22 protein-coding genes are annotated in these 23,956 nt (G+C 53.8%); 9 read left to right on the top strand and 13 right to left on the bottom strand.

Annotated elements, in window-relative coordinates; translation table 11 throughout:
- The first annotated feature begins 21 nt into the window (after positions 1 to 21).
- The 9 genes from M0644_RS09420 (at position 22) to M0644_RS09380 (ending at position 11,674) form a co-directional block, all read left to right on the top strand.
- On the top strand, positions 22 to 405 hold the full coding sequence (locus M0644_RS09420) for a hypothetical protein (protein ID WP_149820263.1): 384 nt from the start codon (positions 22 to 24) through the stop codon (positions 403 to 405).
- Positions 406 to 449: 44 nt separating this feature from the next.
- A complete protein-coding gene (gene ahcY / locus M0644_RS09415; RefSeq protein ID WP_149820261.1) occupies positions 450 to 1,739 on the top strand; it encodes an adenosylhomocysteinase in 1,290 nt (429 codons plus the stop codon).
- 354 nt (positions 1,740 to 2,093) lie between these two features.
- Positions 2,094 to 3,656 (top strand): ferredoxin--nitrite reductase, encoded by a 1,563-nt coding sequence (locus M0644_RS09410; protein ID WP_286625478.1) that lies wholly within the window; start codon positions 2,094 to 2,096, stop codon positions 3,654 to 3,656.
- A gap of 22 nt (positions 3,657 to 3,678) precedes the next feature.
- Positions 3,679 to 4,998 carry a CmpA/NrtA family ABC transporter substrate-binding protein gene (locus M0644_RS09405; protein WP_286625477.1) on the top strand — a complete coding sequence of 440 codons (1,320 nt, stop codon included), beginning with the start codon at positions 3,679 to 3,681 and terminating at the stop codon, positions 4,996 to 4,998.
- A gap of 12 nt (positions 4,999 to 5,010) precedes the next feature.
- On the top strand, positions 5,011 to 5,856 hold the full coding sequence (gene ntrB / locus M0644_RS09400) for a nitrate ABC transporter permease (protein ID WP_149820255.1): 846 nt from the start codon (positions 5,011 to 5,013) through the stop codon (positions 5,854 to 5,856).
- A 65-nt stretch (positions 5,857 to 5,921) separates the two neighbouring features.
- Positions 5,922 to 7,916: a nitrate ABC transporter ATP-binding protein gene (locus tag M0644_RS09395; protein WP_286625476.1), complete on the top strand. Its 1,995-nt coding sequence runs from the start codon at positions 5,922 to 5,924 to the stop codon at positions 7,914 to 7,916.
- Positions 7,917 to 7,935: 19 nt separating this feature from the next.
- Positions 7,936 to 8,751: an ABC transporter ATP-binding protein gene (locus M0644_RS09390; protein ID WP_149820251.1), complete on the top strand. Its 816-nt coding sequence runs from the start codon at positions 7,936 to 7,938 to the stop codon at positions 8,749 to 8,751.
- Between the two features lie 7 nt (positions 8,752 to 8,758).
- Positions 8,759 to 11,182: a molybdopterin oxidoreductase family protein gene (locus M0644_RS09385; RefSeq protein ID WP_286625474.1), complete on the top strand. Its 2,424-nt coding sequence runs from the start codon at positions 8,759 to 8,761 to the stop codon at positions 11,180 to 11,182.
- 36 nt (positions 11,183 to 11,218) lie between these two features.
- A complete protein-coding gene (locus M0644_RS09380) occupies positions 11,219 to 11,674 on the top strand; it encodes a nitrate reductase associated protein (protein ID WP_149820247.1) in 456 nt (151 codons plus the stop codon).
- A 4-nt stretch (positions 11,675 to 11,678) separates the two neighbouring features.
- Here the strand turns inward: M0644_RS09380 and M0644_RS09375 are convergent, their stop codons facing one another.
- The 13 genes from M0644_RS09375 to M0644_RS09315 form a co-directional block, all read right to left on the bottom strand.
- Positions 11,679 to 12,818, bottom strand: coding sequence for a putative sulfate/molybdate transporter (locus tag M0644_RS09375; protein WP_149820245.1), 1,140 nt, complete (start codon positions 12,816 to 12,818; stop codon positions 11,679 to 11,681).
- Positions 12,819 to 13,871 carry an anthranilate phosphoribosyltransferase family protein gene (locus tag M0644_RS09370; RefSeq protein WP_149820243.1) on the bottom strand — a complete coding sequence of 351 codons (1,053 nt, stop codon included), beginning with the start codon at positions 13,869 to 13,871 and terminating at the stop codon, positions 12,819 to 12,821. It lies immediately after the preceding gene.
- The gene (locus M0644_RS09365) at positions 13,852 to 14,760 is read right to left on the bottom strand and encodes a LysR family transcriptional regulator (RefSeq protein WP_149820241.1); all 909 of its coding nucleotides are present in this window, start codon (positions 14,758 to 14,760) and stop codon (positions 13,852 to 13,854) included. The genes M0644_RS09370 and M0644_RS09365 overlap by 20 nt, the downstream gene beginning before the upstream one ends.
- Before the next feature lie 350 nt (positions 14,761 to 15,110).
- Positions 15,111 to 15,296 (bottom strand): DUF2283 domain-containing protein, encoded by a 186-nt coding sequence (locus M0644_RS09360; protein WP_149820239.1) that lies wholly within the window; start codon positions 15,294 to 15,296, stop codon positions 15,111 to 15,113.
- Positions 15,284 to 15,619 carry a DUF4258 domain-containing protein gene (locus M0644_RS09355; RefSeq protein WP_226971938.1) on the bottom strand — a complete coding sequence of 112 codons (336 nt, stop codon included), beginning with the start codon at positions 15,617 to 15,619 and terminating at the stop codon, positions 15,284 to 15,286. Before M0644_RS09355 ends, M0644_RS09360 begins: the two co-directional genes overlap by 13 nt.
- An 89-nt stretch (positions 15,620 to 15,708) precedes the next feature.
- Positions 15,709 to 16,155 carry a molybdenum cofactor biosynthesis protein MoaE gene (locus M0644_RS09350; protein ID WP_286625473.1) on the bottom strand — a complete coding sequence of 149 codons (447 nt, stop codon included), beginning with the start codon at positions 16,153 to 16,155 and terminating at the stop codon, positions 15,709 to 15,711.
- Between the two features lie 7 nt (positions 16,156 to 16,162).
- Positions 16,163 to 16,417: a MoaD/ThiS family protein gene (locus M0644_RS09345; RefSeq protein WP_149820235.1), complete on the bottom strand. Its 255-nt coding sequence runs from the start codon at positions 16,415 to 16,417 to the stop codon at positions 16,163 to 16,165.
- On the bottom strand, positions 16,401 to 17,459 hold the full coding sequence (moaC, locus tag M0644_RS09340; RefSeq protein WP_286625471.1) for a cyclic pyranopterin monophosphate synthase MoaC: 1,059 nt from the start codon (positions 17,457 to 17,459) through the stop codon (positions 16,401 to 16,403). The genes M0644_RS09345 and moaC overlap by 17 nt, the downstream gene beginning before the upstream one ends.
- 4 nt (positions 17,460 to 17,463) lie before the next feature.
- A complete protein-coding gene (moaA, locus tag M0644_RS09335) occupies positions 17,464 to 18,429 on the bottom strand; it encodes a GTP 3',8-cyclase MoaA (RefSeq protein ID WP_190278050.1) in 966 nt (321 codons plus the stop codon).
- 5 nt (positions 18,430 to 18,434) lie between these two features.
- The gene (locus M0644_RS09330) at positions 18,435 to 19,610 is read right to left on the bottom strand and encodes a molybdopterin molybdotransferase MoeA (protein ID WP_286625468.1); all 1,176 of its coding nucleotides are present in this window, start codon (positions 19,608 to 19,610) and stop codon (positions 18,435 to 18,437) included.
- Positions 19,611 to 19,623: 13 nt separating this feature from the next.
- Positions 19,624 to 20,301: an urease accessory protein UreF gene (locus tag M0644_RS09325; protein WP_149820227.1), complete on the bottom strand. Its 678-nt coding sequence runs from the start codon at positions 20,299 to 20,301 to the stop codon at positions 19,624 to 19,626.
- Entirely contained in the window at positions 20,291 to 20,725 is a 435-nt protein-coding gene (gene ureE, locus M0644_RS09320) for an urease accessory protein UreE (RefSeq protein WP_149820225.1), read from the bottom strand. Before ureE ends, M0644_RS09325 begins: the two co-directional genes overlap by 11 nt.
- Entirely contained in the window at positions 20,725 to 23,907 is a 3,183-nt protein-coding gene (locus M0644_RS09315; protein WP_286625466.1) for an ATP-binding protein, read from the bottom strand. Before M0644_RS09315 ends, ureE begins: the two co-directional genes overlap by 1 nt.
- Positions 23,908 to 23,956 lie beyond the last annotated feature (49 nt).

Here is a 23,956-nt window from a genome sequence, read left to right as displayed (position 1 = left end):
GGCATTTAACAAGCAATTGCTATGGTATTGCTGAAACGTTTCATTGCCCTTGGTTTACTGGCAGCAGGGGTAGGGTTTGCACCGGCTGCCCTTGCGCAGCGAGTTCCGCGTTTACGCCAAGGGATGAGCTATGCCGATGCCCGCCAACGCCTCCTTGATCGCGGTTGGCAACCCGTAGTTAATTCGGCAATGGTGAATCCGACAACGACAACCCCGATTGTGGCCTATCTCCTCAGTCAAGGCTATAGCGAACTGATGGGTTGTCAACTCATGGTGGGGGTGGATATCTGCACCTTTCAGTTTCGCAATCGCAAGGGGCATCTGTTGGAAATTGGCACCGTGAATTTGCTCATTTTCCCCGGCGGCACGGTGACCAGTTGGGTACTGCGGAAGAATTCCCCTTAGGCGATTATAATGGGGAGCCGTAACCTTTTGTCAGGAACCGCAGTATGGTGTCTTCTCCGATTAAACCTGAAGCCTCTGTTCGTCACGATGTCAAAGATTTGAGCCTTGCGCCCTTAGGGCAGCAACGCATTGAATGGGCCAGTCGGGAGATGCCAGTGCTGCGCCAGATTCGCGATCGCTTTGCAAAAGAAAAGCCCCTTGCCGGTATTCGCTTGGCCGCCTGCTGCCATGTGACCACAGAAACCGCCAATCTAGCGATCGCCCTCAAAGCCGGCGGTGCTGACGCGGTTCTTATTGCCAGTAATCCCCTCTCCACCCAAGACGATGTCGCCGCTAGCCTAGTGGTGAACTACGGCATCCCGGTCTTTGCCCAAAAAGGGGAAGACACCGCCACCTATATGCGCCACGTCAATATTGCCCTTGATCACCGTCCCAACATCATCATTGATGACGGCTGTGATGTGGTTGCCACCCTCGTCAAAGAGCGCCAGCACCAACTCAGTGACATTATTGGCACCACTGAAGAAACCACCACTGGCATTGTCCGCCTCAAGGCCATGTTCCGCGATGGCGTCCTCACCTTCCCCGCCATTAATGTCAACGATGCCGACACCAAACACTTCTTTGACAACCGCTACGGCACCGGTCAATCCACCCTAGATGGCATCATTCGGGCAACGAACATTCTGCTTGCCGGTAAAACCGTTGTCGTGGCTGGCTATGGCTGGTGCGGTAAAGGGACAGCGCTGCGGGCACGGGGCATGGGTGCCAATGTGATTGTGACGGAAATTGATCCCGTGCGGGCCATTGAGGCAGTCATGGATGGCTTCCGGGTGATGCCCATGATCGAAGCCGCGCCCCTTGGGGATATTTTCATTACTGTAACTGGGAATAAGCATGTGATTCGCGCCGAGCACTTTGCCGTCATGAAAGATGGGGCAATGGTAGCCAACTCCGGTCACTTTGACATTGAAATTGACCTTGCCACCCTGAAAACCCTCGCCAAGGAAGTCCGCGTCGTGCGCAACTTCACCGAGGAATACATTCTCCCCAGTGGCAAGTCCATCATTGTTTTGGGGGAAGGGCGACTGATTAACCTTGCGGCTGCTGAAGGCCACCCCGCCAGTGTGATGGATATGAGCTTTGCCAACCAAGCCCTTGGCTGTGAGTATCTTGTCAAAAATAAAGGTCAATTGGCGGCCGGCATCCATCCCATTCCCGCAGCAGTGGATCAAGAAATTGCCCGTTTGAAACTCCAAGCCATGGGCATTGCCATTGATACCCTCACTGCGGAACAGGTGGAGTACATGAACTCTTGGACTTCTGGCACTTAGACCCCCCATCCACCTGCAAAATCATTAGAACGTTGCGTGCTGCGTCCTAGCTAGGGCTAATCTCAGGGTGCAGCTTTTTATTTATTTTTTAATTTATTGTCATCAATAGCCTTTTTCTAAAATAGCGGCTACCGCAACCGGATGTCATCTTTTTATAGAGCAATTTGGGCTGTTTTAGTTGTTTGGGTAGATTAAGTCCCCCGCCCTGAAGTTAAGGTTAGATACAGTTTTGGCATATTTTTAATACGAAAACTGTATAGCGACAAAGAAAATGTAGCAAAATTTACAAATGTTCATGATTGACCTGCCTAAATTGGGTGTTCAAGTAACCCGTTGAAGACAAGGGCAACAACCGTGAGCAACAAAATTGAAGCCATTAAAAAAGAGAAAGATGTCTTAGCGGTTAAACAAGAGCTAGAGAAATTCGCAGCCATGGGCTGGGAAAGCATTCCTGAAGCTGACCGCGATGTTCGCCTCAAGTGGCTTGGGATTTTCTTTCGCCCCGTTACCCCCGGCAGGTTCATGATGCGGCTGCGGGTACCCCATGGGATTCTCACCAGTCAACAACTGCGAACCCTTGGCGAAATTGTGGACCGCTATGGTGAGAACGGCAATGGTGACATCACCACCCGTCAAAACATTCAGATTCGCGGTCTGCCCATTGAGGATATTCCCGAAATCATAGAGCGGCTGCAAGCCTGTGGCCTGACCTCTGTGCAATCCGGCATGGACAATGTGCGCAACCTCACTGGATCGCCAGTGGCGGGCATTGATGCGGCCGAACTCGTTGATACTCGCCCCCTGATTATGAAATTGCAGGCGATGATTACCAACAACGGTCAGGGGAATCCGGAATTTAGCAATCTACCCCGCAAATTCAACATTGCGATCGAGGGGGGGCGGGATAACTCTGTCCATGCCGAAATTAACGATGTTGCCTTTGTGCCTGCCTATCGGCAAGGGCGTTTGGGCTTCAATGTTTTGGTCGGTGGTTTCTTCTCTGCTCGGCGTTGCGCTGCCGCTATCCCCCTCAATGCTTGGGTGCCTCCCGATGATGCTGTGGTGCACCTCTCACGTGCCATCCTTGAAATTTTCCGTGACCATGGCCTACGGGGCAATCGGCAAAAAGCGCGGCTCATGTGGCTGATTGATGAATGGGGTATCGAAAAATTCCGGGCAGCAGTGGCCGCTAAACTCCCCTTTGAACTCCTCAGTGCCGCTCCCAAGGATGAAATTGACTGGGACAAGCGAGATCATCTGGGGGTGCATTGCCAAAAACAGCGGGGGTTGAACTATGTGGGACTGCATGTGCCCGTAGGGCGCCTCTATGCCACCGATTTTTATGAATTGGCACGGCTAGCTCAAGTCTATGGCCAATCGGAAGTGCGGCTGACAGTGGAGCAAAATCTGATCATTCCCCATGTGCCTAGCGCTGTTTTACCAAGCCTGCTGCGCGAACCCCTCCTCACTAAGTTTCGGCCGGAACCACCGCCTTTAGAACGTGCCCTCGTTTCCTGCACGGGTGCTCAGTTTTGCAACTTTGCCCTCATTGAAACCAAAAATCGTGCCCTTGCCCTCGTCCGCTGGCTGAATCAACAACTGGTGCTCCCTCAACCGGTGCGCATTCACTGGACCGGGTGTCCTAACTCCTGTGGTCAACCCCAAGTGGCCGATATTGGCCTGATGGGTACAAAAACCCGTCGTAACGGCGAAACCGTGGATGCCGTGGATTTGTACATGGGTGGCAAGGTCGGTAAGGATGCCAAGCTGGGCACCTGTGTGAAAAAAGCGATTCCCTGTGATGAACTGCCGGAGGTACTGCGCCAACTGTTGATTGATCACTTTGGTGCTCAGCCCATCAGTTCACATACGCTGCAGGTTCCGATACACGCTGAATTAGCCTTGTCGATTGTTTAGGAATTAAAGGATTTGTAAACCAATGGTGACTTTCTCCCGGCGTCACTTTCTCGTGACCGCTGCGGTTACAACGGCCATGACATTGATCTCCCACGGTTGTGGTAATAGCCAGCAAACTAGTGATGTTGCCCAACCCACCACCCTAGCGGAAACTCCAGAAGTGATGGGAGCGAAACTGGGCTTTATTGCTCTGACGGACGCGGCTCCCCTGATTATTGCCAAGGAAAAGGGCTTGTTTGCCAAGTATGGGATGCCCGATGTGGAGGTGATTAAGCAGGCTTCCTGGGGCGTGACCCGCGACAACTTGGTCTTGGGTTCTGCCGGGGGTGGCATTGATGGTGCCCACATTCTTACACCAATGCCCTACCTGATGACCGTGGGAACCATTACCGGTGGCAAACCTGTACCCATGTATATCTTGGCGCGGTTAAACACGAATGGTCAGGGAATTGTCTTGGCCAATGCTTACAAGGATCTCAATATCAGGACTGACAGTAGCCCCCTGAAGGAGGCCTTTGCTAAAACCCGTGCTGAACGGCGTGCCCAGAATCAGCAAGAGCAGATCAAAGTGGCAGTGACATTTCCAGGGGGCACCCATGATCTGTGGATGCGCTACTGGCTGGCTGCCGGCGGCATTGATCCTGAGAAGGACGTTTCTGTGATCGTTGTGCCTCCTCCGCAAATGGTGGCCAATGTGAAAACTGGAACCATGGAAGCTTTCTGTGTGGGTGAGCCATGGCCACAACAAGCGGTGAATCAAAAGGTGGGGGTTGATGCTATTACCACGGGTGAATTTTGGCAGGATCATCCTGAGAAATCGCTGACTTTGCGGGCGGATTGGGTTGATCAGCATCCGAAGGCCACTAAAGCTCTATTGATGGCTGTGATGGAAGCACAACAGTGGTGTGACCAACCTGAAAATAAACCAGAAATGGTCAAGATAATTGCCCAGCGGCAATGGTTGAAGGTACCCGAGAAGAATATTTTGGATCGCTCCCTCGGTAAGTTTGACTTTGGCAATGGCCGTACCTTTGACAACCCCGATCTAGCGATGAAGTTCTGGCGAGACAATGCCTCTTATCCCTACCAAAGTCATGATCTGTGGTTCCTGACGGAGGACATTCGCTGGGGGTATTTGCCGCCGGATATGGACACTAAAGCTCTCATCCAAAAAGTAAACCGTGAGGATCTGTGGCGCGAAGCCGCTCAAGCGATGGGGGTGCCGGCAGCGGAAATTCCCACCACCACCTCTCGGGGCGTGGAGACCTTTTTTGATGGTGTGGCCTTTGATCCCCAAAATCCTCAGGCCTACTTGAGTGGTTTGGATTTGAAAAAAGTTTAGAGGTAAAGAGCAATGGCAAGTTCTTCTATGGGTTTCACTCAATCTCGACGGCGGCGCTGGTTAAAGCATCTCAAGAAGTCAGCGATGTTCCGCAAAGTGGTACTGGGTAGTTTGGGGGTGCTGTGTTTCTTGGTCATTTGGCAGTTTGTCTGCATGGCGGGGCTACTTCGCCTGCCAACGCCCCTCACTGTTATTACTGAAACTTGGGGGTTGATAGTTGATCCCTTTTATCAAGGGAGTGGCACGGATGTGGGGTTGGGGTGGCAAATTCTCTCCAGTCTGCGGCGGGTGGCCGTTGGCTTTTCCTTGGCAGCAGTCATTGGGGTGGGGCTGGGGATGCTGATTGGCTCTAGTCGAGTGCTCTACGATGCAGTGGATCCCATTTTGCAGGTGTTGCGTCCGGTGCCCCCCCTTGCGTGGTTGCCCATTTCCTTGGCGGCTCTGCGGGACAATGAACCGGCAGCGATTTTTGTGATCTTCATTACCGCCATTTGGCCAATTATCATCAACACGATTGTCGGTGTGCAGCAAATTCCCAAGGACTACAAGAATGTGGCACGGGTGTTGCAGCTCTCCCGCAAGGATTATTTCCTGAATATTCTCGTACCAGCAACGGTGCCCTATGTGTTTACGGGGCTGCGCATTGGCATTGGGCTGTCCTGGTTGGCGATTGTGGCAGCGGAGATGCTCATTGGCGGTGTCGGCATTGGCTTCTTTATTTGGGATGCCTGGAACAGTTCTCTGATTAGTGAAATTATTGTTGCCGTGATCTATGTCGGCATTGTTGGCTTGGTCTTGGATCGCTCGGTGGCCTTTGTGGGTTGCCTGCTCAGCCACGGTGAAGAGGTGCATTCCTAGCTCCCTCACGTAACCCATCCTCCCCTCTCTTCCCCTTACTGTCGAACATTAGGTTGTTTAACCCTATGGCCAAGTCTTTACCGTTTATTGAAATTGACCATGTGGATCAGGTTTTTGATCTGCCCGGGGGCGATCGCTACATTGCTCTCAAGAATATCCACCTCGAAATCCAAAAAGGGGAGTTTATTTCCCTTGTCGGTCACTCTGGCTGCGGCAAGTCCACGCTCTTGAATATCATTGCTGGCTTTCAGCGGCCTAGCAGTGGTGGCGTGGTGATGGCAGGACGGCAGGTGACGGAACCGGGTCCCGATCGCATGGTGGTGTTCCAAAACTATTCGCTGTTGCCTTGGAAAACGGTGTACCAGAATGTGGCCTTGGCGGTGGCGGCGGTGCTGGGGCATTTGAGCAAGGCAGAGCAACGACAGCGGGTAGAGGCGGCGCTGGAACAGGTGCACCTCAGTAAAGCCCGCGAGAAGTTCCCTGCCCAACTGTCGGGAGGAATGAAGCAACGGGTGGCGATCGCCCGTGCCTTGGCGATTCAACCGGAGGTACTCCTGCTGGATGAACCCTTTGGTGCCCTTGATGCTTTGACGCGAGGCTCTTTGCAGGATGAGTTGATGCAAGTGTGTCAGGGCAGTCAAACCACCTGCATTATGGTCACCCATGATGTGGATGAGGCACTACTGCTTTCGGATCGCGTGGTGCTGCTCACCAACGGCCCTGAAGCCCACATTGGCCAAATTCTCAAAATTCCCTTTGCCCGTCCCCGCAATCGCCATGACGTGCTCAACCATCCCAGCTACTATGGCCTGCGCAATGAGATGATTGCCTTTCTCAATCAGCAGAAACGCCGCCGTCCCTCCTTGACGGTACCGGCCATTGCGCCAACTACCCCCGTGGAACTGACCCTTGGCTTTATGCCCCTCATGGACAGTGCCCCCCTCATTGTCGCCAAGGAAATGGGCTTCTTTGCTAAGTATGGTTTGGAGTCAGTCACGCTGCATCGCGAAGAAAGCTGGCAGGACTTGGTGATGGGGGTGATCGCGGGTCGCTTGACGGGCGCTCAACTGTTGGCGGCCATGCCCTTAGCCATGACCTTGGGGTTAAACGGTCAGCCTTCACAACCGCTGATGACCTCGTTGGTACTGAGTCGCAATGGCAATGCCATCACCTTTAGTCGCCAGTTGTGGCAGCAGGGGGTGAAGACTGCTGAAGATCTGCGCGCCTATATTCAGCGCACGGGCGATCGCCCCCGGCTGGGAGTGGTTCATGCCGCATCAATGCACAACCTCCTGTTGCGGTACTGGCTGGCCGCCGCTGGCATTGACCCCGATTACGATGTCGAGTTGTTGGTGATTCCCCCCTCCCAAATGATCTATCACCTCAAGGCCGGCCATATCAGTAGCTTTTGTGTCGGTCAACCGTGGAACTCCCATGCAGTGCGCGAGGGTATTGGGGTGATTGTCGCTACGGATTTGGAGATTTGGTCGGGGCACCCGGAAAAAGTTGTGGGCATGCGTTCCGATTGGGTGCAGGCCAACCCGCAGCTACACCAAGCGTTGGTCAAGGCATTGATCGAAGCCTGTGAGTACTGCGATACGATCAAACATCGCCCCGAAATTGCCCAACTGCTTTGTCGGCCAGAGTATGTGGGGTGTACTCCTGAGGATGCCTATGCCGGCTTTGTGGAACCCCTTGATCGGGGGGATGGCATTGTTGCTGCTTTTCAACCCCGGTTTCACCAGTTCTATGTGGATCGCTCTCCCTGTCCTGGGCGGTTGGAAGGGCTGTGGATCATGACCCAATTGGCTCGCTGGCAACTTACGCCCTTCCCGAGAAACTGGCTAGAAATTGTTGAGCAGGTGCGGCGAGTCGATCTCTTTGGGGCGGCAGCGCGGGAACTGAAGGTTGTAGATAATGAGCCAGATCGTTCTGCCTTTGCTCTTTTCGATGGACTGCCCTTTGACCCCGATAATCCCCTTGGCTACATTGAGGCGGCTGCGATTCGCCGTGGCCTTGATATTCGCACTGTTGATCCCCAAGAGGTTGTTGCTGTCTAGGTATTTTTGAGAGAAGTCTATGGAAACCCTCTATCGTCTTGATCCCCATTTAACGGCCACCCAGCATCTACGCATTGATGGGGTGAGCAAAGCCTACCCTACGGCTAATGGCGACCATGTGGTACTTGAGGATATTCACCTTGAGGTGAGCAGCGGCGAATTTGTCTGTTTCATTGGCCATTCCGGCTGCGGCAAAACCACACTCTTGAATATGGTTGCGGGTTTTACAGCACCAACACGAGGGGAAATTACTCTCAATGGCGTGCCCGTGCGCCGTCCGGGGCCGGATCGCATGATGGTGTTTCAAAACTACGCGCTGCTGCCTTGGTTGACGGCCTATCAAAATATTGAGCTAGCAGTGAAGTCCGTCTATCCCCAGAAAACTCGCCAACGCCGGCGCCAAATTGTCGAGGAGCACTTGGAACTGGTGGGGCTAACAGCGGCTGCCCACAAACGCCCTGCTCAACTGTCGGGGGGAATGAAACAACGGGTGGCGATCGCCCGCGCCCTCGCCATTCGCCCTGAAGTGTTGATTTTAGATGAACCCTTTGGTGCCCTCGATGCCATCACGAAGGAGGAGTTACAGGATGAACTCTTAAAGATTTGGCGCAGGCACCGACTGACGGTACTGATGATTACCCACGACATTGATGAGGCGCTGTACCTCGCGGATCGGGTGGTGATGATGACCAATGGCCCTGCCGCCCGCATTGGCGATATTGTGAAGATTCCTTTTCCGCGGCCACGGCAGCGATCGCAACTCCTTGAGGATCCGCAGTACTACGATCTCCGCAACCAAGTGGTTGACTTTCTGTACACGCGGTTTGGGCACTAAGTAGCGTATGAGTACCCCACGGGTTGGCTCGTTAGCCGTTCAGTCCAGTCGTTACCTCTGCTACTACCGCAATACCAGCGAGAGCGTTCAGCAGATTTATTTGTCAAATCAGCCCACTTGGCAACAGGTGGTGTTTCCGAGGCAAGAGCTTTTTTTCTATGGCGATGCTACAGCGGATCTGATCATTTGCTCGGAGCAAGGGGTCAGGTGCTGTTCCTGTGAATTCCTGCGGGTTGAGGAAAAAGGGCGTGCTGTGCCTGAACCAAGTGAGCCAGTGTCCTCGCTGTGTCCCTACTGTGGGGTGGGCTGTGGCTTAGAAGCAGTCCCTCAAGGCAAGGGAGCCTATAAAATTCGGGGCGATCGCCAGCATCCCTCCTCCCAAGGTATGGTCTGTGTCAAGGGGGCAACTATTCTAGAAGCCCTTGATCGCGATCGCTTGGTCTACCCCCTGTGGCGGGAGCGTTTGGATCAGCCCTTTACGGTCATTTCGTGGGACGAGGCCATGACCCGCCTTGTGGAACGCATCCAATGGGTGCGCCGTGAGCGGGGCGCCGATGCCATTTGTATGTACGGTTCCGGTCAATTTCAAACCGAGGACTACTATGTGGCGCAAAAGCTGATCAAGGGCTGTTTGGGTACGAACAACTTTGATGCCAACTCGCGGCTATGTATGTCCTCGGCAGTGTCGGCCTACATGGCCAGCTTCGGTGCTGATGGCCCCCCCTGCTGCTACGACGATTTGGAGGCCACCGATTGTGCGTTCCTCATGGGTACTAATACTGCCGAATGCCATCCCATTGTCTTTAATCGTCTGCGCAACCACCACAAGCGCGATCGCCGCGTCAAGCTGATTGTGGTCGATCCGCGGCGCACCCCGACAGCGGAAGTGGCGGATCTGCACCTTGCCATCCGCCCCGGCACGGATATTGATCTACTCCACGGCATTGGCCATTTGCTACTGCAATGGGGACAGATCGATGCTGAATTTATAGAGGAGTGTACCCAAGGCTTTGCCGAGTATGTAAAGCTGCTGGCGGCCTACACCCCAGACTGGGTAGCGAAACGCTGTGGCATTGCTCAAAGTGATCTAGAACAGGCGGCTCGCTATTGGGGGCATGCCCAAGCGGTACTCTCCCTCTGGTCAATGGGCATTAACCAGTCTGCTGAAGGGACGGCCAAAGCTCGTTGTCTCATCAATCTCCACCTGTTGACGGGGCAAATTGGCCGCCCAGGGAGTGGTCCTTTTTCGCTGACGGGGCAACCCAACGCCATGGGGGGGCGGGAAGCCGGCGGCTTGAGCCATCTGTTGCCCGGCTATCGCCAAGTGACGAATCCACAGCATCGCCAAGAGGTAGAGGACTTTTGGGGACTGCCGCGAGGGCAAATAAGCGATCGCCCCGGTCGCACGGCATGGCAAATTGTCGAAGGTCTAGAACAGGGAGAAGTGGGTCTGCTGTGGATTGCGGCCACCAATCCTGCGGTTAGCTTTCCCCATTTAGAACGTGCTAAAGCCGCCTTTCTGCAATCCCCCTTTACGGTCTACCAAGATGCCTACTTTCCCACTGAAACAGCAGCCTATGCCCATCTGATTTTGCCGGCGGCGCAATGGAGTGAGAAAACAGGTGTGATGACCAACTCTGAACGCCGCGTCACCCTTGCCCCCGCCTTTCGATCGCCCCCCGGTCTGGCTCGCCCTGATTGGGAAATTTTTGCTGAGGTGGGGCGCCGCTTGGGATATGGGCATCTCTTCCCATTTGTCGATGCCGCTGCCGTCTATGCTGAATTTGTCCAACTCACTGCCGGTCGACCCTGCGATCAATCGGGTCTGAGCCACGAACGCCTTGCCCGTTTAGGCGCCTTGCAGTGGCCCTGTCCTGCCGGTATGGATGATGCAGAAGCCCGCAAACCCAAACGCCTCTATACTGACTGGCGATTTCACACCCCCAATCAACGGGCATATTTTTGCCTTGCTCATAGTCAAGGGGTGGCTGAACCCACCGATAACCTCTATAGCTTTACCCTGACAACGGGTCGTCTCTACGGCCACTGGCACACGCAAACCCGTACCGGTCGCATTGCCAAAATTCAAAAAATGCACCCCGATCCCTTTGTGGAAATGCACCCCGACGATGCCGCAAACTTACATCTCAAAGACGGAGATTGGGTGGAGGTGCGATCGCGCCGCGGTCAAGTGTGCCTGCCGGTCATCCTCACCAAGGCCATTCGTCCGGGCACTCTCTTTGTACCCATGCACTGGGGCTTTCTCTTTGCTGATAGCGGTGAGGCAAACCAACTGACCCATCCCATTGCCTGTCCGGTCTCAAAGCAGCCAGAACTCAAAGCCTGTGCGGTGCAGGTGCTGCCCCTGAAGTTGCGGCAGACGCCCCATACCCCCACCATGCAGGAAAGCGGCACTGCCCTCAAGCAATGATAGAATCTGATTCCCTGTGGAGGGTTATGGCTATTGATGTCCCACTTCTTTGAGTTTGAGGCCGAATTCACGGCTTCGTTACGCTGTATTCCAATGATTGTTCGCTATAAACTAGATTTATGTGGGGTCAAGCTGAAGCTGCTCCACTGGCATCAACTTTCCCAAGAACAGCGACAATGGCTCGTGGTGACTCCCTGCGACACCCCCGAAGCTCAGGCAGACTATCGTCAGCAACTGCGGGATTGGGTGACCCACACCCATGGAACCCCACCGAGTGATATAGAGATTCCCCAACCCTACCCTTGGGACATCACCACTGAACTGCCAGAGACAGTGCAGCAACAACTGATCAAGGTATCTCACCACAGCTTGACGGTGGAAAAATGGTCAGCCCTGACCCCCCTCCAACGCTTTGCCCTTGTGAAGCTCAGCCAGCCCGGCCACGAGAATCGCAATTTTTGGCCAGCATTGCAGGAATTTGGTCTGGCCTAGAGGGCTAGGAGAGTTGTAGTGGCATTTTTCTGCTGAGGTAGTACAGAGTTGTACCAACGAGGGTGCCCACTAAGAAGCCTTGGGGCACACTGAGGGCGATCGCCCCCACTAAGAGGGTAATCATCCAATTTGCGGGCATGGCGGCTTGATCTTTAATAAAGCCCATGAGTACCCACGCTTCAAACAAAAGAATGACCCCCAAAATCGAGAGGGGAAAAATTTCCAGCAGCTTATCCACACTGGAACCAAAGAAGAGACCCAAGAGAAGGTAGAGACTGCCATAGATCACCACCGCCCCACCTGTGCGGGCACCAAGGGCATAGTGTCCTGCCAAACCGCTACAGCCATGGCAGAGGGGGACGCCACCAAAGAAGGGCAGGATCAAGTTGGTGAGGCTATACGTGAGGCCAATTTGGCGAATCGAGAGGGGGCGATCGGGAAAGAGATCGTGGGCAGTTTGCTGGGTTGCAATCACTGCATTGGCGATCGATAGGGGTAACTGCGGCAGTGCCAATAGCACGAGTCCGGGAATCAAGGCCTGAGGATCTAAAGGCCGCAGGTAGGGAAGCTGCCAAGCAATGGTTAACTGCAATTCTGGCTCAGCCAGAACACGGCTAATCGCTACACCCACCCCCAGCAATACCACCAGTAACCCTGCGGGAACTCCCCGTTCCTTGGGCAAAAGGAGCAAGATCAAAAAGCCCATAACACCTAACAGATAACCAAAGAGGTCACCCGCGGGCAAGTAGGTCTTGAGGGCAACGGCGGCTAGAGACAGTCCCAGTCCCAATTGACAGCCCCGCACCACGGGTTGGGGAATCCAGCGAGCCAGCCGGGTCAGGATTCCGGTGGACGTTAACACCAACATCATTGCTCCTACCATCAGTCCCCCGGCCCAAAGGATAGATCCAGTGAGTTTTTCCGTCATCACAATTACAGCCATTGCCTTTAGGGGCTGCATGGGCATGGGAAGGCCATAGAATACCCCCGTGAGAATTTGCGCTACGCCAAACAAAGTGAAGACGTTAGCACTATCCAACTGGGCAGCAGTGATCATGCCCACCAACAGGGGCAAATCCGTACCCAAATCACCAAAACTGCCACTGAGTTCTTGCCAATTAAAGCGCAGTCGCTCCCGCAACACCTATATCTTCTCCAACATGGTTTGCAATTTCTGTAGGTGTTGAGCCACCCGACCACTACGGAGGAGTTCGCTGCTGAGTGCGAGTCCGGAATTGAGACTATCGGCTTTGCCCCCCTGCCACAGGTAAAATCCACTATTCCAGATCACAGAGGTGGTGAGGGGTTGCTCCTCTGCGGCTAAAACAGCAGCCATCATTTTTGTAGCGGTCGTTGTCTCCTCTGACCAAGGCACATTACTGCTGGCCATACCATACTCTTGGGGATGGAGACGCAGGCGTTGCCAAGGAGGGTCTTGATCACGGGCAAGGCCGATAATGGCGGTGCGATCGCGGGGCAAATCACAACTGCCTTCAAGACCTTTGACGGTAGTAAATTCATGAACACCGTGGAGATAGAGGGCATCGCGCATGATCCCTTCCGTCGGCGGATGAACAAACCCTGCTACGAGGTGACTGCGCCCTTGGTAAGGATTCCAGATTAATTCCAATGTGGCAATGGGGGGACGTTTACCAATTTGCTCCCGGTAGGGGACTAGCCCTTGGGCTGCTGGAAAATGACGCGGGAGATAGACAAAACCTAAACCCGTTTGCTCTAGGCAGTGGGCAATTTGCTCTAGGGTTAGGGTTGACCAGTCCACCCCCAAACATCGCCACAGCTCAATGAGGGGAATGCCTTCTTTGGTGGGTATGCGATCGCCCCCGTGTTGAAGTACTGGAATCCCAGCAGCCGCCAAAACCAATGCTGTTAAAGGACTCAGGGGAAACGTGCGATCGCGACCATCGTAGGGCTGACTGAGGATCATCACGGGGCAACTGGTCTCAACCGCTGGAATTTTCGGCCCTAGCTCGTTGTAGGTATCGAGCATACCCGCCATCTCTTCCGAGGTGGGTCGCTTAATCCGATGAGCAATCAAAAACGCCCCAATTTGGGCAGGGGTTGCCACCTGCTCCAGCATGAGTTGCAACGCCAAGGCTGCCTCGGCGCGGCTCAGGTCTTTGTGGGTGTGGGCACCACTGCCGACTTTTTTGAGCAGATCACGAAAGAGAAGACTCATGGGCAGCCTGCTGGCGGATCAATGTGAGCAATCGAGCAACGGGGGGTAAGGTCAGGCGATCGTGGGTGGTAATGGCCAACACCTGACGCAGGGGCAGTGGCGTGGATAAATCACGAATCCCTAGGGCAGGATCGTGGAGCGCTTCCTTGAGGGCAGAGCGCGGCAGCAAGGCAACCATCTCACTTTCGCGGATCACAGCAATAAACGCATCAGGGGTGTTGAGTTCAAGAGCGGGTTGCCAAGGTAAACCCCGACGGCTAAATTCTTCAGCCACCAAGCGGCGCATGCTATAGCCATCCTTAAATACCACATGGGGAAAGCGAGCTAGTTCTTGCCATGTCAAGGTCTCATTAACAGCGAGGGGATGTTCAGCCGCCATTAGCACTTGCACAGGCTCACTGTACAGCGGTTCAATCACCCATTCCGACTGTTTTAAGAGGTGGCGATCGCCCATGACAATCGCTAGATCTACTAAGCTATCCTGCAAGACTTTGAGGGCGCGATCGCTCCCTAGGGCAGTCACCCGCAACTGCATTTGGGGAAATGCTTGGCAAAACGTCGGTAACAGCATGGGCAAAAAGTAGCGGCAAATGGAGTGAATAGCGGCAATGCAGAGTTCCTGCTGCTGGCCATTTTGCATGGCTTTGAGTTCCGCATTGGCGGCCTGCCACTCTTGCCAGATGCGATGGGCACGGCGCAAAAACAAGTCCCCCGCCACAGTTAACTTGGCGCGATTCGAGCGGTGCACAAGTTGCATTCCCAAACTTTCTTCTAGAGCTTGAATTTGCCGACTAATTGTGGGTTGCGTCACCCCACACCGCCGCGCTGCCGCTTGAAAACTCCCCGTTTCAGCAACTGCTAAAAAAGATTGCAACTGATCAAGTCGCATAATACTTGCTGTGTTCTCCCTCTGCGTCTATTTCTATTGATGCAATTGTGGCTCTTGTGGCTCTTAATCTTATGCAACTTTCGGATAGTAAAGGGTGTTGATTGATACAGTTTCTTGAAAATGTCCTACAGCATACCCTCTTGGTTCCAGCGCTGAATTAGGTAAACTGATTGGTCATACTTGCCCTCCCATACCCATTCTGTTTCTTCTGTGCGCCTTTGAGAGGTGGGAGTTGTGGGATCCGTAGGTAGATTGCTGAGGCATAATCAAGGTAAACAGCAAACGCAAAAAGGTTAGTATTGATAATTTTAATTGTTATCTATAGACTTACTAAAGCAAAAACTATGAACTTAGGGGGCTATGGTTTCGAAGGTGATGCGGACAGGACCACTGGAAGGCGGTAAAAAGTTAAGTGTTTCAAACCCAATCACTTGCCCCTGCTGATCCTTCATCAAAATCACCTCATCTTGAGGGTTACCAAACCAAACGACCAAGGTGTTACCTGTGCGGTCATAAAATACTTTTACTTCTGCCATAGTAGTTCTCCTTCTTTAATTACACTAGTTCGATAGGCTGTGATTAGAAACCCTTCTCCATTTAAGCGCTTCGCTACAGTACAGACCCAACGCTTCGCACCATCATCACGATAAAACAAGTAAACCTGAGCATCAGCTTTGCTCAGACGAATTTCATTTGGGTCGCTTAAGGTGTTTTGGACATCGGCTAGACGGTCGCCCATGACTGGATGTTTGATTGTGACAATAAACTGCCAATACTCAGCCGTTGTGCGAACGAAAAAGCCGAGCGAGCTAGTCACTTCAAACAAAATTTCAGCATTAGCGATCGCATCATTTTCCATCAATTGCTGTTCCGATCGCCATACTCATTGAAAAATCCGTGCCCACACTCAAGGGTTGGCGATCGCCACCATAGACATCATCTTACGTCCTAAAACGGACTGTTATGGTGATGCTCACGACAGTACACCCAACTGGCTGGTTCATCTAGATAGTATTCCTTTTTCCAAATGGGTAGGCGGTGTTTAATTTCATCAATGATGTAGGCCGCACCAGCAAAGGCTTGTTGGCGATGAGGCGCCGTCACCCCTACCCACACAGCAATCTCGCCAAGAGTTAGCGTTCCATAGCGATGGCTGGCGATCGCCCCCAGCAAGTCAAATTTCCCAATGGCTTCTGCTAGGATCTGTTCTCCTTCTTTAAGAGCCAAGGCGGGATAGACCTCGTATTCTAGGGCAGTGACGATCTTGCCGTGGTTGTGATTGCGCACCCAACCCTCAAAGCTAACAAAGGCACCGGCCCGCAAGTTGGCAAGGGGCTGCCACAACTGAGCTGGCTCTAGGGGAGTATTGGTTAGGGAAAATTGCTTGATCACCATCGCTTAGTTAACCCCCGGCAACAGGGGGAATAAAGACGACCTTATCTCCTGCTCGTAGGGGTTGATCCAGTGTTACAAACGTATCATTAGCCGCCACCTTAACATGGGTGAGATCAAGGGTAAACCCGTACTGGGTCTTTAGCTCTTGGTATAGGTCGCCATAGGTTTGGGCGGTGGTCACTCGCTCCTCCTGTTCCCGTTGGCTTTGCTCCCGCAACTGGGCAAAGTAGCGTAGGTAAATTGTTTTAGGGGCGTCGGACATGGTGGAGGGCTTCAAGATAGTCTTCAGGGGTGTTGATATTGGCAGTAATGGTTGGCTGGGGTGGGGCAATCCGCTGGCAGGGCGATCGCTGGAGAATTTTCACAGGGCAGTAGATCCCTTCTGCATAGGCGGCCTCAAATACCGGCAGAGCTTGGGGGGTATAAATGGCACACAATGGCTCTGGGAAACCCTCTTGGGGATGGTGATAGCAGGTGGCCACCACATCTTCGCGGTAATGGTGCAACAGGGGCGCAAGGGTTTCTGTGGTCAAATAGGGCAAGTCACAGGCCACCACTAACCAGTTCACGTGGGGATAGGCACGTAAAGCTGTTAGGATGCCGGCAATGGGGCCAATCTGAGGCAGGGTATCGGCAAGTGTTGGCAAATCGGCAAGGGGAGTCCCCTGCCATTGATTGGGTTGCGCTGAGAGAAAGACTTGTTCGCAGGATTGAGCCAACAAATTGTAGAGGTACTGGGCATGGGGTTCGCCGTAGTAGTCTAGCAGGGCTTTGGCCTGACCCATGCGCTGACTCTGGCCGCCAGTGAGCACAAGGCCGTAGAGGGGATATTGGCCGAGGGTTTTCTTGCCACCACTTTTCGCCAGCAGGCGCACCTCGCGAATCACAATATGGGGGCTGAGGGCTTTGGCCATGTCGTAGATTGTGAGGGCTGCGATCGCCACCCCATGCAGGCTTTCCATTTCCACGCCGGTGCGATCGCGGGTTTTGACCTCACAGCGCAGGCGAATTCTAAGGCCACTCTCAAGTGACTCGATATCCGTCTCAAAGCGACAACTGGTAATCGGCAGCGAATGGCAAAAGGGAATGACTTCAGCGGTGCGTTTTACCGCCATTGTGCCAGCAATAATCGCCGTTTGCACCACAGGCCCTTTCGTGAGAAAGAGATCTCCCCCTTGCACATAGGCCTGAAAGACCGGTGGCAATTCAATCAGGGCTTCTGCCACCGCTCGGCGATCGCTCACGGCCTTCTCGCTAATATCCACCATCTGGGGTTGTTGGTTCTCATTGATGTGGGAGAGCATCCTCCTAGCCTCCAATCTGGTGCATCGCATGGTGAACTTCTGCTCCGCGCAAGCTGGGTTTCATGCCCAACACTTGCTCATAGGCGGCATACCGTTCCCTTTGACTTAAGCCCCGTAGGGACACCCCCGCCTCCTTAAACAGGCACGCTCGCAGGACACCATCCGCAGACAAGCGCCAACGGGAGCAGTGGCCACAAAAGGGTTGGGATTCTGAAGCGATAAAACCAATCTGCCCGCCACAGGCCGTCTCAAAGTTAAACGAAGTGGAATCCAAAGGACGTGGCACAGGTCGCAGATCATAATGCTGACGCAAGCGCTCAATCATCGTGGCAGCACTAACAAAGCGATCGCCCCCCAAGTGGCAAGCATAGCCAATGCGCATCAGCTCCAAAAAGCGCACCTCAATCCCCAACCCCTTGGCGTACTCCACCATTGGCACCAGTTCGTGATCATTGACACCCGCCATAACCACCATGTTCAGCTTCACCTGAAACCCTTGGTGAACCGCAGTGGCCACCGCCGCCTTCACCGTTTCCAAGTGGTGGCCATGACTAATGGCGGCAAAGGTTTCGGGGTCTAGGCTATCCAGACTGATATTCAAACGCCGTACCCCATATTGTTCCAAGAGGGGCAAAAAGGGCACCAAGCGAATCCCATTCGTGGTTAAGCTTAGCTCTGGTACCCCCACTGCCACCAAGGCTGCGACAATCTCAGCAAACTCGGCTCGCAGGAGCGGTTCACCCCCCGTTAGGCGCACCGACTCAATCCCCAGTGCCACCAGTTCAGCCACAATCGTGGCATACTCTGTGGGGCTTAAATAGGTCTGGGGGGGCATAAAGGCGGCATCCACGGGCATACAGTAAGTACAGCGCAAATTACAGCGATCGGTAACCGACAGGCGCAACTTGCGAATGTGTCGCCCTTGGTTATCCAGCAAACGTTGGCTAGGGATAGCTGTGGTGACAACCATCCGCCCTAACTCCACGGAAAATAGCGATAGCACTCCCCAGCAGCAAATATCCCTTGCGAGGCAGGTAGCTCCAAGAAGCCATCACTGTCAGCCAAGGCCAAAAAATCACCAGAGTTTTGCATCGGACGGGGGTGGGCAATCAGTTCAGCAGTTTTTGTGGTTTCTAGTTTAACGGGTAAAAAGTAGGTTAAGGGCTGCTCAAAAGAGAAGGGAGTGGCCAAGCGGGCATAGAGGCGTGGCATGTCCAAAATATAGCGGTGTAAACACACCAAACTGGAGACGGGGTTCCCCGGCAAGCCAAAGACTGCCGTTTGCTGCATGTGATCCACCCCAAACCAGAGGGGTTTTCCAGGGCGCTGAGCGACACCGTGGATATATTGCTGCACGCCATGATCGCGCCACAGTTGCGGTAAATAGTCAAACTTGCCCTTGGAAACGCCGCCGCAATAAATCAGGAGATCGTACGCTTGGCTCGCTTGGCAATAGTGGGTTGCCAGTTGCAGCGGATCATCGGGTAAATGGGTGATACTGACGTGGTTGTACCATTGGCGCTTGAGGGCAGCCATTAGGGCGTAGGCATTGGAGAGGCGCAGTTGATGGGGTTGAGGTACGTGGTCTGGCGGAATCAGTTCATTGCCGGTGGCAACAATTTGAGTGCGGGGGGTGCGCTGGACACAAACTTCGCTCTGCCCCACAGCGGCAAGAATGCCCCAAGCCGGACTGTGTAGAGGGGTACCTGCCGCCAGCACCTGTTGACCCGCCGGCGCATCACTGCCACAGCGGTGGACAAATTGATAGGGCGACCACAGTTGGGCGTGGCGGATATGGGCAATGCCGTCACGAATTTCCAGAGCCTCGTAGGGAATGACCAGATCGCAGCCCTGGGGCAACGCGGCACCAGTCATCACTTCCAAGCAGGCCTGTGGATCCGTCAACGTGGGGGGTACCTCACCAGCAGGGACAACCCCCAGAATCGGGAAGGCACGCTGACCAGATCCATAGGCGGCCCACCGCAGGGCAATACCATCCATCATGATGCGGTCAATGGGTGGGTAGGGGCGATCGCTAGTAATGGCTCCCGCTAGTCGGCTGTACTGAGGCTCAGTCAAAGAGATGGTCTCTGTGCCCCAATCGGGCAAATGCTGCTGAATCAGGTCAACGGCTGTTTCGACGGAAATCATTTTCTAGACAGGATTAACTGCGAAATAGACGGCAGTAGAGCGTTTTGTGCTGCATACTGGCGAGGGCTAAGCCCAAGGTACAGCTTTCTAAATCATTGTCAGTCACATTTAAGCTCTGCTGCACGGTTTGCTGAATCTGGGGTTGAAGTTGGCGCAGAAGCACTTGACCCGCCGTCTGACCAAGGGGAATCAGTTTCACCGCTGCATTGATCAGAGTAGTGACCCAACTATGGAAATAGGCTAGAAGTGCGGTTTCTAGGGGAATGTCGGCAAGGGCAGCGGCAATGCAAAAGGCAACACTGACATTCCAAGGGTAGGGCTGACCAGTCTGAAGTTCTGGCGGTAGGCGATCGAGGGCAGCGACGAGGTTGATCAATGCTGTTCCCATTTGCCAATTTTGGGCACGCAGTTCGGCGCTTTCGCGGGCAGCCGAGAGCCACGCATTCCACTGGTGAACGGCGTCAAAATCACCCTTGGCGATCGCCCCATAGACCCGCCCCATCACTGCTGTTGCCAAGTGAGCACTGCCAAAAGTCAGTTCAAAGGTGAGCCAGTCCTGTACGGCGGCTGCTGAGGTGATCTTGTCTTGGGCAATCAGGGTCTCCAAGCCCTCGGAGTAGTTAAAGCCGCCAATGGGCAAAGCGGGACTCACCCGCTGCAACAAGGTTAACAGCGCTGACTCAGTGAGCATGGTACGCACCGCGTTCGGGACAAAAGGGCGCGACTTCAAACGTTACTATTAAGCCCCGCTGTTCCAGCATGGTTTGCAACACGGAATCTGCCCTCAAGCGGAGATAATCGGTGTGAATTTCCAAGGGGACGTGGCGATTCCCAAGGTGGTAGGCGGCCTGTAGAAGGTCAAGGGGAGTGGTAGCCATCACCTTTAGCGTGGGTTCGGGTTTGGCGTGAACCGTGACGACTACTGTGCCGTCCTCGTCCTGAAGGCGATCGCCCGGCTGTAACGTAATCCCGCGCGGCAACTTCAGATAGAGAGATTCCCCCTCATCACTGTGGCAATGGAGACGACTGCGACAGCGTTCCTCTGCGGTCAATAAGAGGTGCAACTGACGGGCATTTTCCAATGTTGTAGGGCAAAGTTGCGTCAGCGTGAACATCAAACCAGCGTCAACTCGACAATTTTATCAAAGCGGAATGTTTTCACCAGTTGTTGAAGGCCTGCAATCAAGGCGGCTTCTTCGGGTGGGATTTCAGCAATCAGTTCGCGAATGCGCTTGGCATTGAGCTTTTTGGCCGCTTCTTGGAGTTCAGCAATCCAAGGGCGGGGCATCACCATTAGGGCGGCTGGATCCAGCACCTGAGGACGGGGAGCGCTTGCGGGGGGCAGAGCATCCTCGTAGGCATACTCTAGATTTAACTGGGCGGCGAGTCGTTCAAAAATCGTTTGCGGACGGAAGGGCTTGGCAATGTAGTCATCACAACCGAGAGTCAGCAGTTCCTGTTTGTCCTGCTCAAAGCTACTGGCGGTCACCGCAAGAATTTTCGGGGCGCAGACGGCTTCGCCGCGCCGCAGGCGATCGCCCACTTCTTTCTTGATCTGTCGCGTTGCCGTTTTACCATCCATCACGGGCATGCGAATATCCATGAGAATGGCATGGGGCTGCCATTCTCGCCAGATCTCCACCGCCTCTTGACCATTGCCAGCTTCTCGACACTGAAAGCCGACAGGTTCTAGGAGCTGGGTCAATAATTGCCGATTTTCGGGCAGATCATCCACCACCAGAATGCGCACTGCTGAGGTGGGCGATCGCAGGCCAACAACGGTTTGTGCCCTTTCCTCCTCTAGTGCTTGGGGATCGCCAAGGCCAATGTTGATCTCAAAGTAAAAGTGACTTCCCTGCCCCTTGGTGCTGCGCACCTGAATATCACCCCCCATCAATTGCACAAACTGGCGACTAATGGCCAACCCCAGCCCAGTGCCTTCACTGACTTTTTTACTGCTATCGGTTTGGACAAAGGGCTGGAAGAGCATTTTCAACTCTGCCGGGGTCATGCCAATGCCTGTATCACTAACTTCAAAGGCGAGTCGCGGGGGTTCTTGGGCTTTATAGCTGACCTTGAGGGAGACGCCCCCCTCTTTGGTGAATTTAATGCCATTGCCCAAGAGGTTGACCAGCACTTGGCGCAGCTTCATTTCATCAGTGGTTACCGCCACCGGCAGATTGGCGGGCAAATCAAAGACCAGACGCAACCCTTTAGCTTCAGCTCGCACCTTGAGCATTTCTTCGAGGGTTTGCAGCATCCGCCGCAGATCAAAGGTGGTTTCCTGAAGCGTGATACGCCCAGCTTCAATTTTGGCCATATCCAGCACATCGTTAATCAAACCCAAAAGGTGTTCACCACTGCGGTTGATCTTTTCAAGGGTTTGCCGATGCTGCGGTGCAAGGGTGCGATCGCTGAGCAAAATTTGACTAAAGCCCAAAATGGCATTGAGGGGGGTGCGCAGTTCATGGCTCATATTGGCAAGGAAAATACTCTTGGCTTTGTTAGCAGCTTCTGCAGCTTCCTTGGCCTTGAGCAACTCTCGCTCCGCTTGATGACGTTGATGGGCTGCAAGGGCGATTGTGACAATATCCGCCACATTGGAGACAAAACTGCGTTCCTCCACCAGCCAAACCCGATGCTCGCCAATACTCTCAACACAGATCACCCCCAATAATTGACCATTGAAGATGATCGGCGCATCAATCCGAGAATACACCCTTTGCATCTTGGCATACTCCCGCAGTTCATGGGTGCGCGGATCCGTGAGTAAATCATTGACCACAAGGGGTTCACCGGTGCGCAGCAGCTTCAAGTACTCTGGATAGGGGGGCTGGGTGAGGTAGGTGGATTGAGTAGGGTTGTTGGCAGCAGGGTCGTACTGGACAACACATTTTAGGCGATCGCCCTGGAGTTCCCACGCTGAAGCCCGCTGGACGCGCAGTGTTGTCGCGGTTACTTGGATAATCTCCTGCAACGCCATACGAAAGTGTCCCTGTTGCACATGGGGAGATTGGCTCAGCTGCACCAAAGCAACATTGTGGTCATGAAGTACTCGTTCTTTTTCGGTCAGTTGTTGATTGGCCGCCTCAAGGGCAGCCGTCCGGTGAGTCACTTCTTCTTCGAGGCGTTGATTAAAGCGGTGGAGTTCACTAAAACTTTCCTGTAACTGCCCTGCCATATCCACAAAGGTGCGACCGAGGTTGCCCAACTCATCCTGAGTTGCGGTGTCCACCTCAGCGGCAATGTCTAGATCACCCACTGCAATTTTGTGGGCTGCAGCATTCAGCCGCTTCAGGGGGCGGACGATGTAGCCTGTCACTCCCCAAGTCAGCAAACTAATCAAGCCAAAGGACATCCCCAAAATCCACAGACCCGCCCACGTTTCTTCATGAATAAAGTCAAGCAGTGTGTCTTCATTGATACGAATGGCCAGACTCCAGCGTGCCTCGGGAATCGGCGCATAAAAGACCCACTGGCGCTCTTGGGAAAGCCAATCAGTGACCCATTGCTGTCCCCTTTGACCCGCCACCATTGCTCTGCCTAGGGCGGCAAGATCGCCGTGGTTGTTTTCCTTGGCAATGTAAAAAATAGATTGACCAATGAACTGGACATCGTTATGAAAGATAATCCGTCCCTTGCGATCCAAGACAAAGAACTGGCCTTCTTGGAGGGCTTGAATGTTCATGGTCTGCTGCAGGCTTTCTAGAGCGACATCCACCGTGGCGACGCCCTGAATTTGACCTTGGCGGCGAAAGGGCACCGAATAGGTCACCATCCAACTATCCCCCGCCCCCCGATCAAAATAGGGATCACTCCAGCGGGGCTGACCGCTTTGAATTGGCTCTGTGTACCAGTTCCATTGGGGTTGGGTGTAGTCGTAAATTGTTCCCGTATCCTTTTGCCGCCATGTGCCCTCCTGCCGATAAATATAGGGGCAAAAGAGGCGCTTGCGGGGAGAAAAGCTATAGGGAGTAAAGGCAATCGCCGATCCATAGACCAAGGGATTGACAGTGACATTGCGGCGCAAAAATGCATACAGCTGCTGTTCATCGACCTTGGGGAAGGTTTCTAGGGCATAGGCAGTGGTGGTTGCCAGTTGCGCCACCTGCGCCAGTGAGTCGTTAAATTGATCGGCGTAGAGGGACACCAGCGTTCCCTGCCACTTTTCATAATCGGCAGTACTGCGGCCAATCAGGCGCGCCCGAATGTAGAGGAAAAGGCCGGTGTAGATGACAACAATCGGCAGGAGCGTCCCCAGCAAGAGCTTATGGCGAAAGGATAGCTTGCTGAGCATGGCGATCGCCCTCCGTAGGCCTTCCCCTCAATTTTAGGCTGCCTAAAAA

This window comes from Thermosynechococcus sp. B1, from assembly GCF_030322985.1.
In the GTDB taxonomy this organism is placed as follows: domain Bacteria; phylum Cyanobacteriota; class Cyanobacteriia; order Thermosynechococcales; family Thermosynechococcaceae; genus Thermosynechococcus.
Note: the sequence above shows the minus strand (reverse complement) of the source record. Positions and strands in the feature narration are given on the sequence as shown.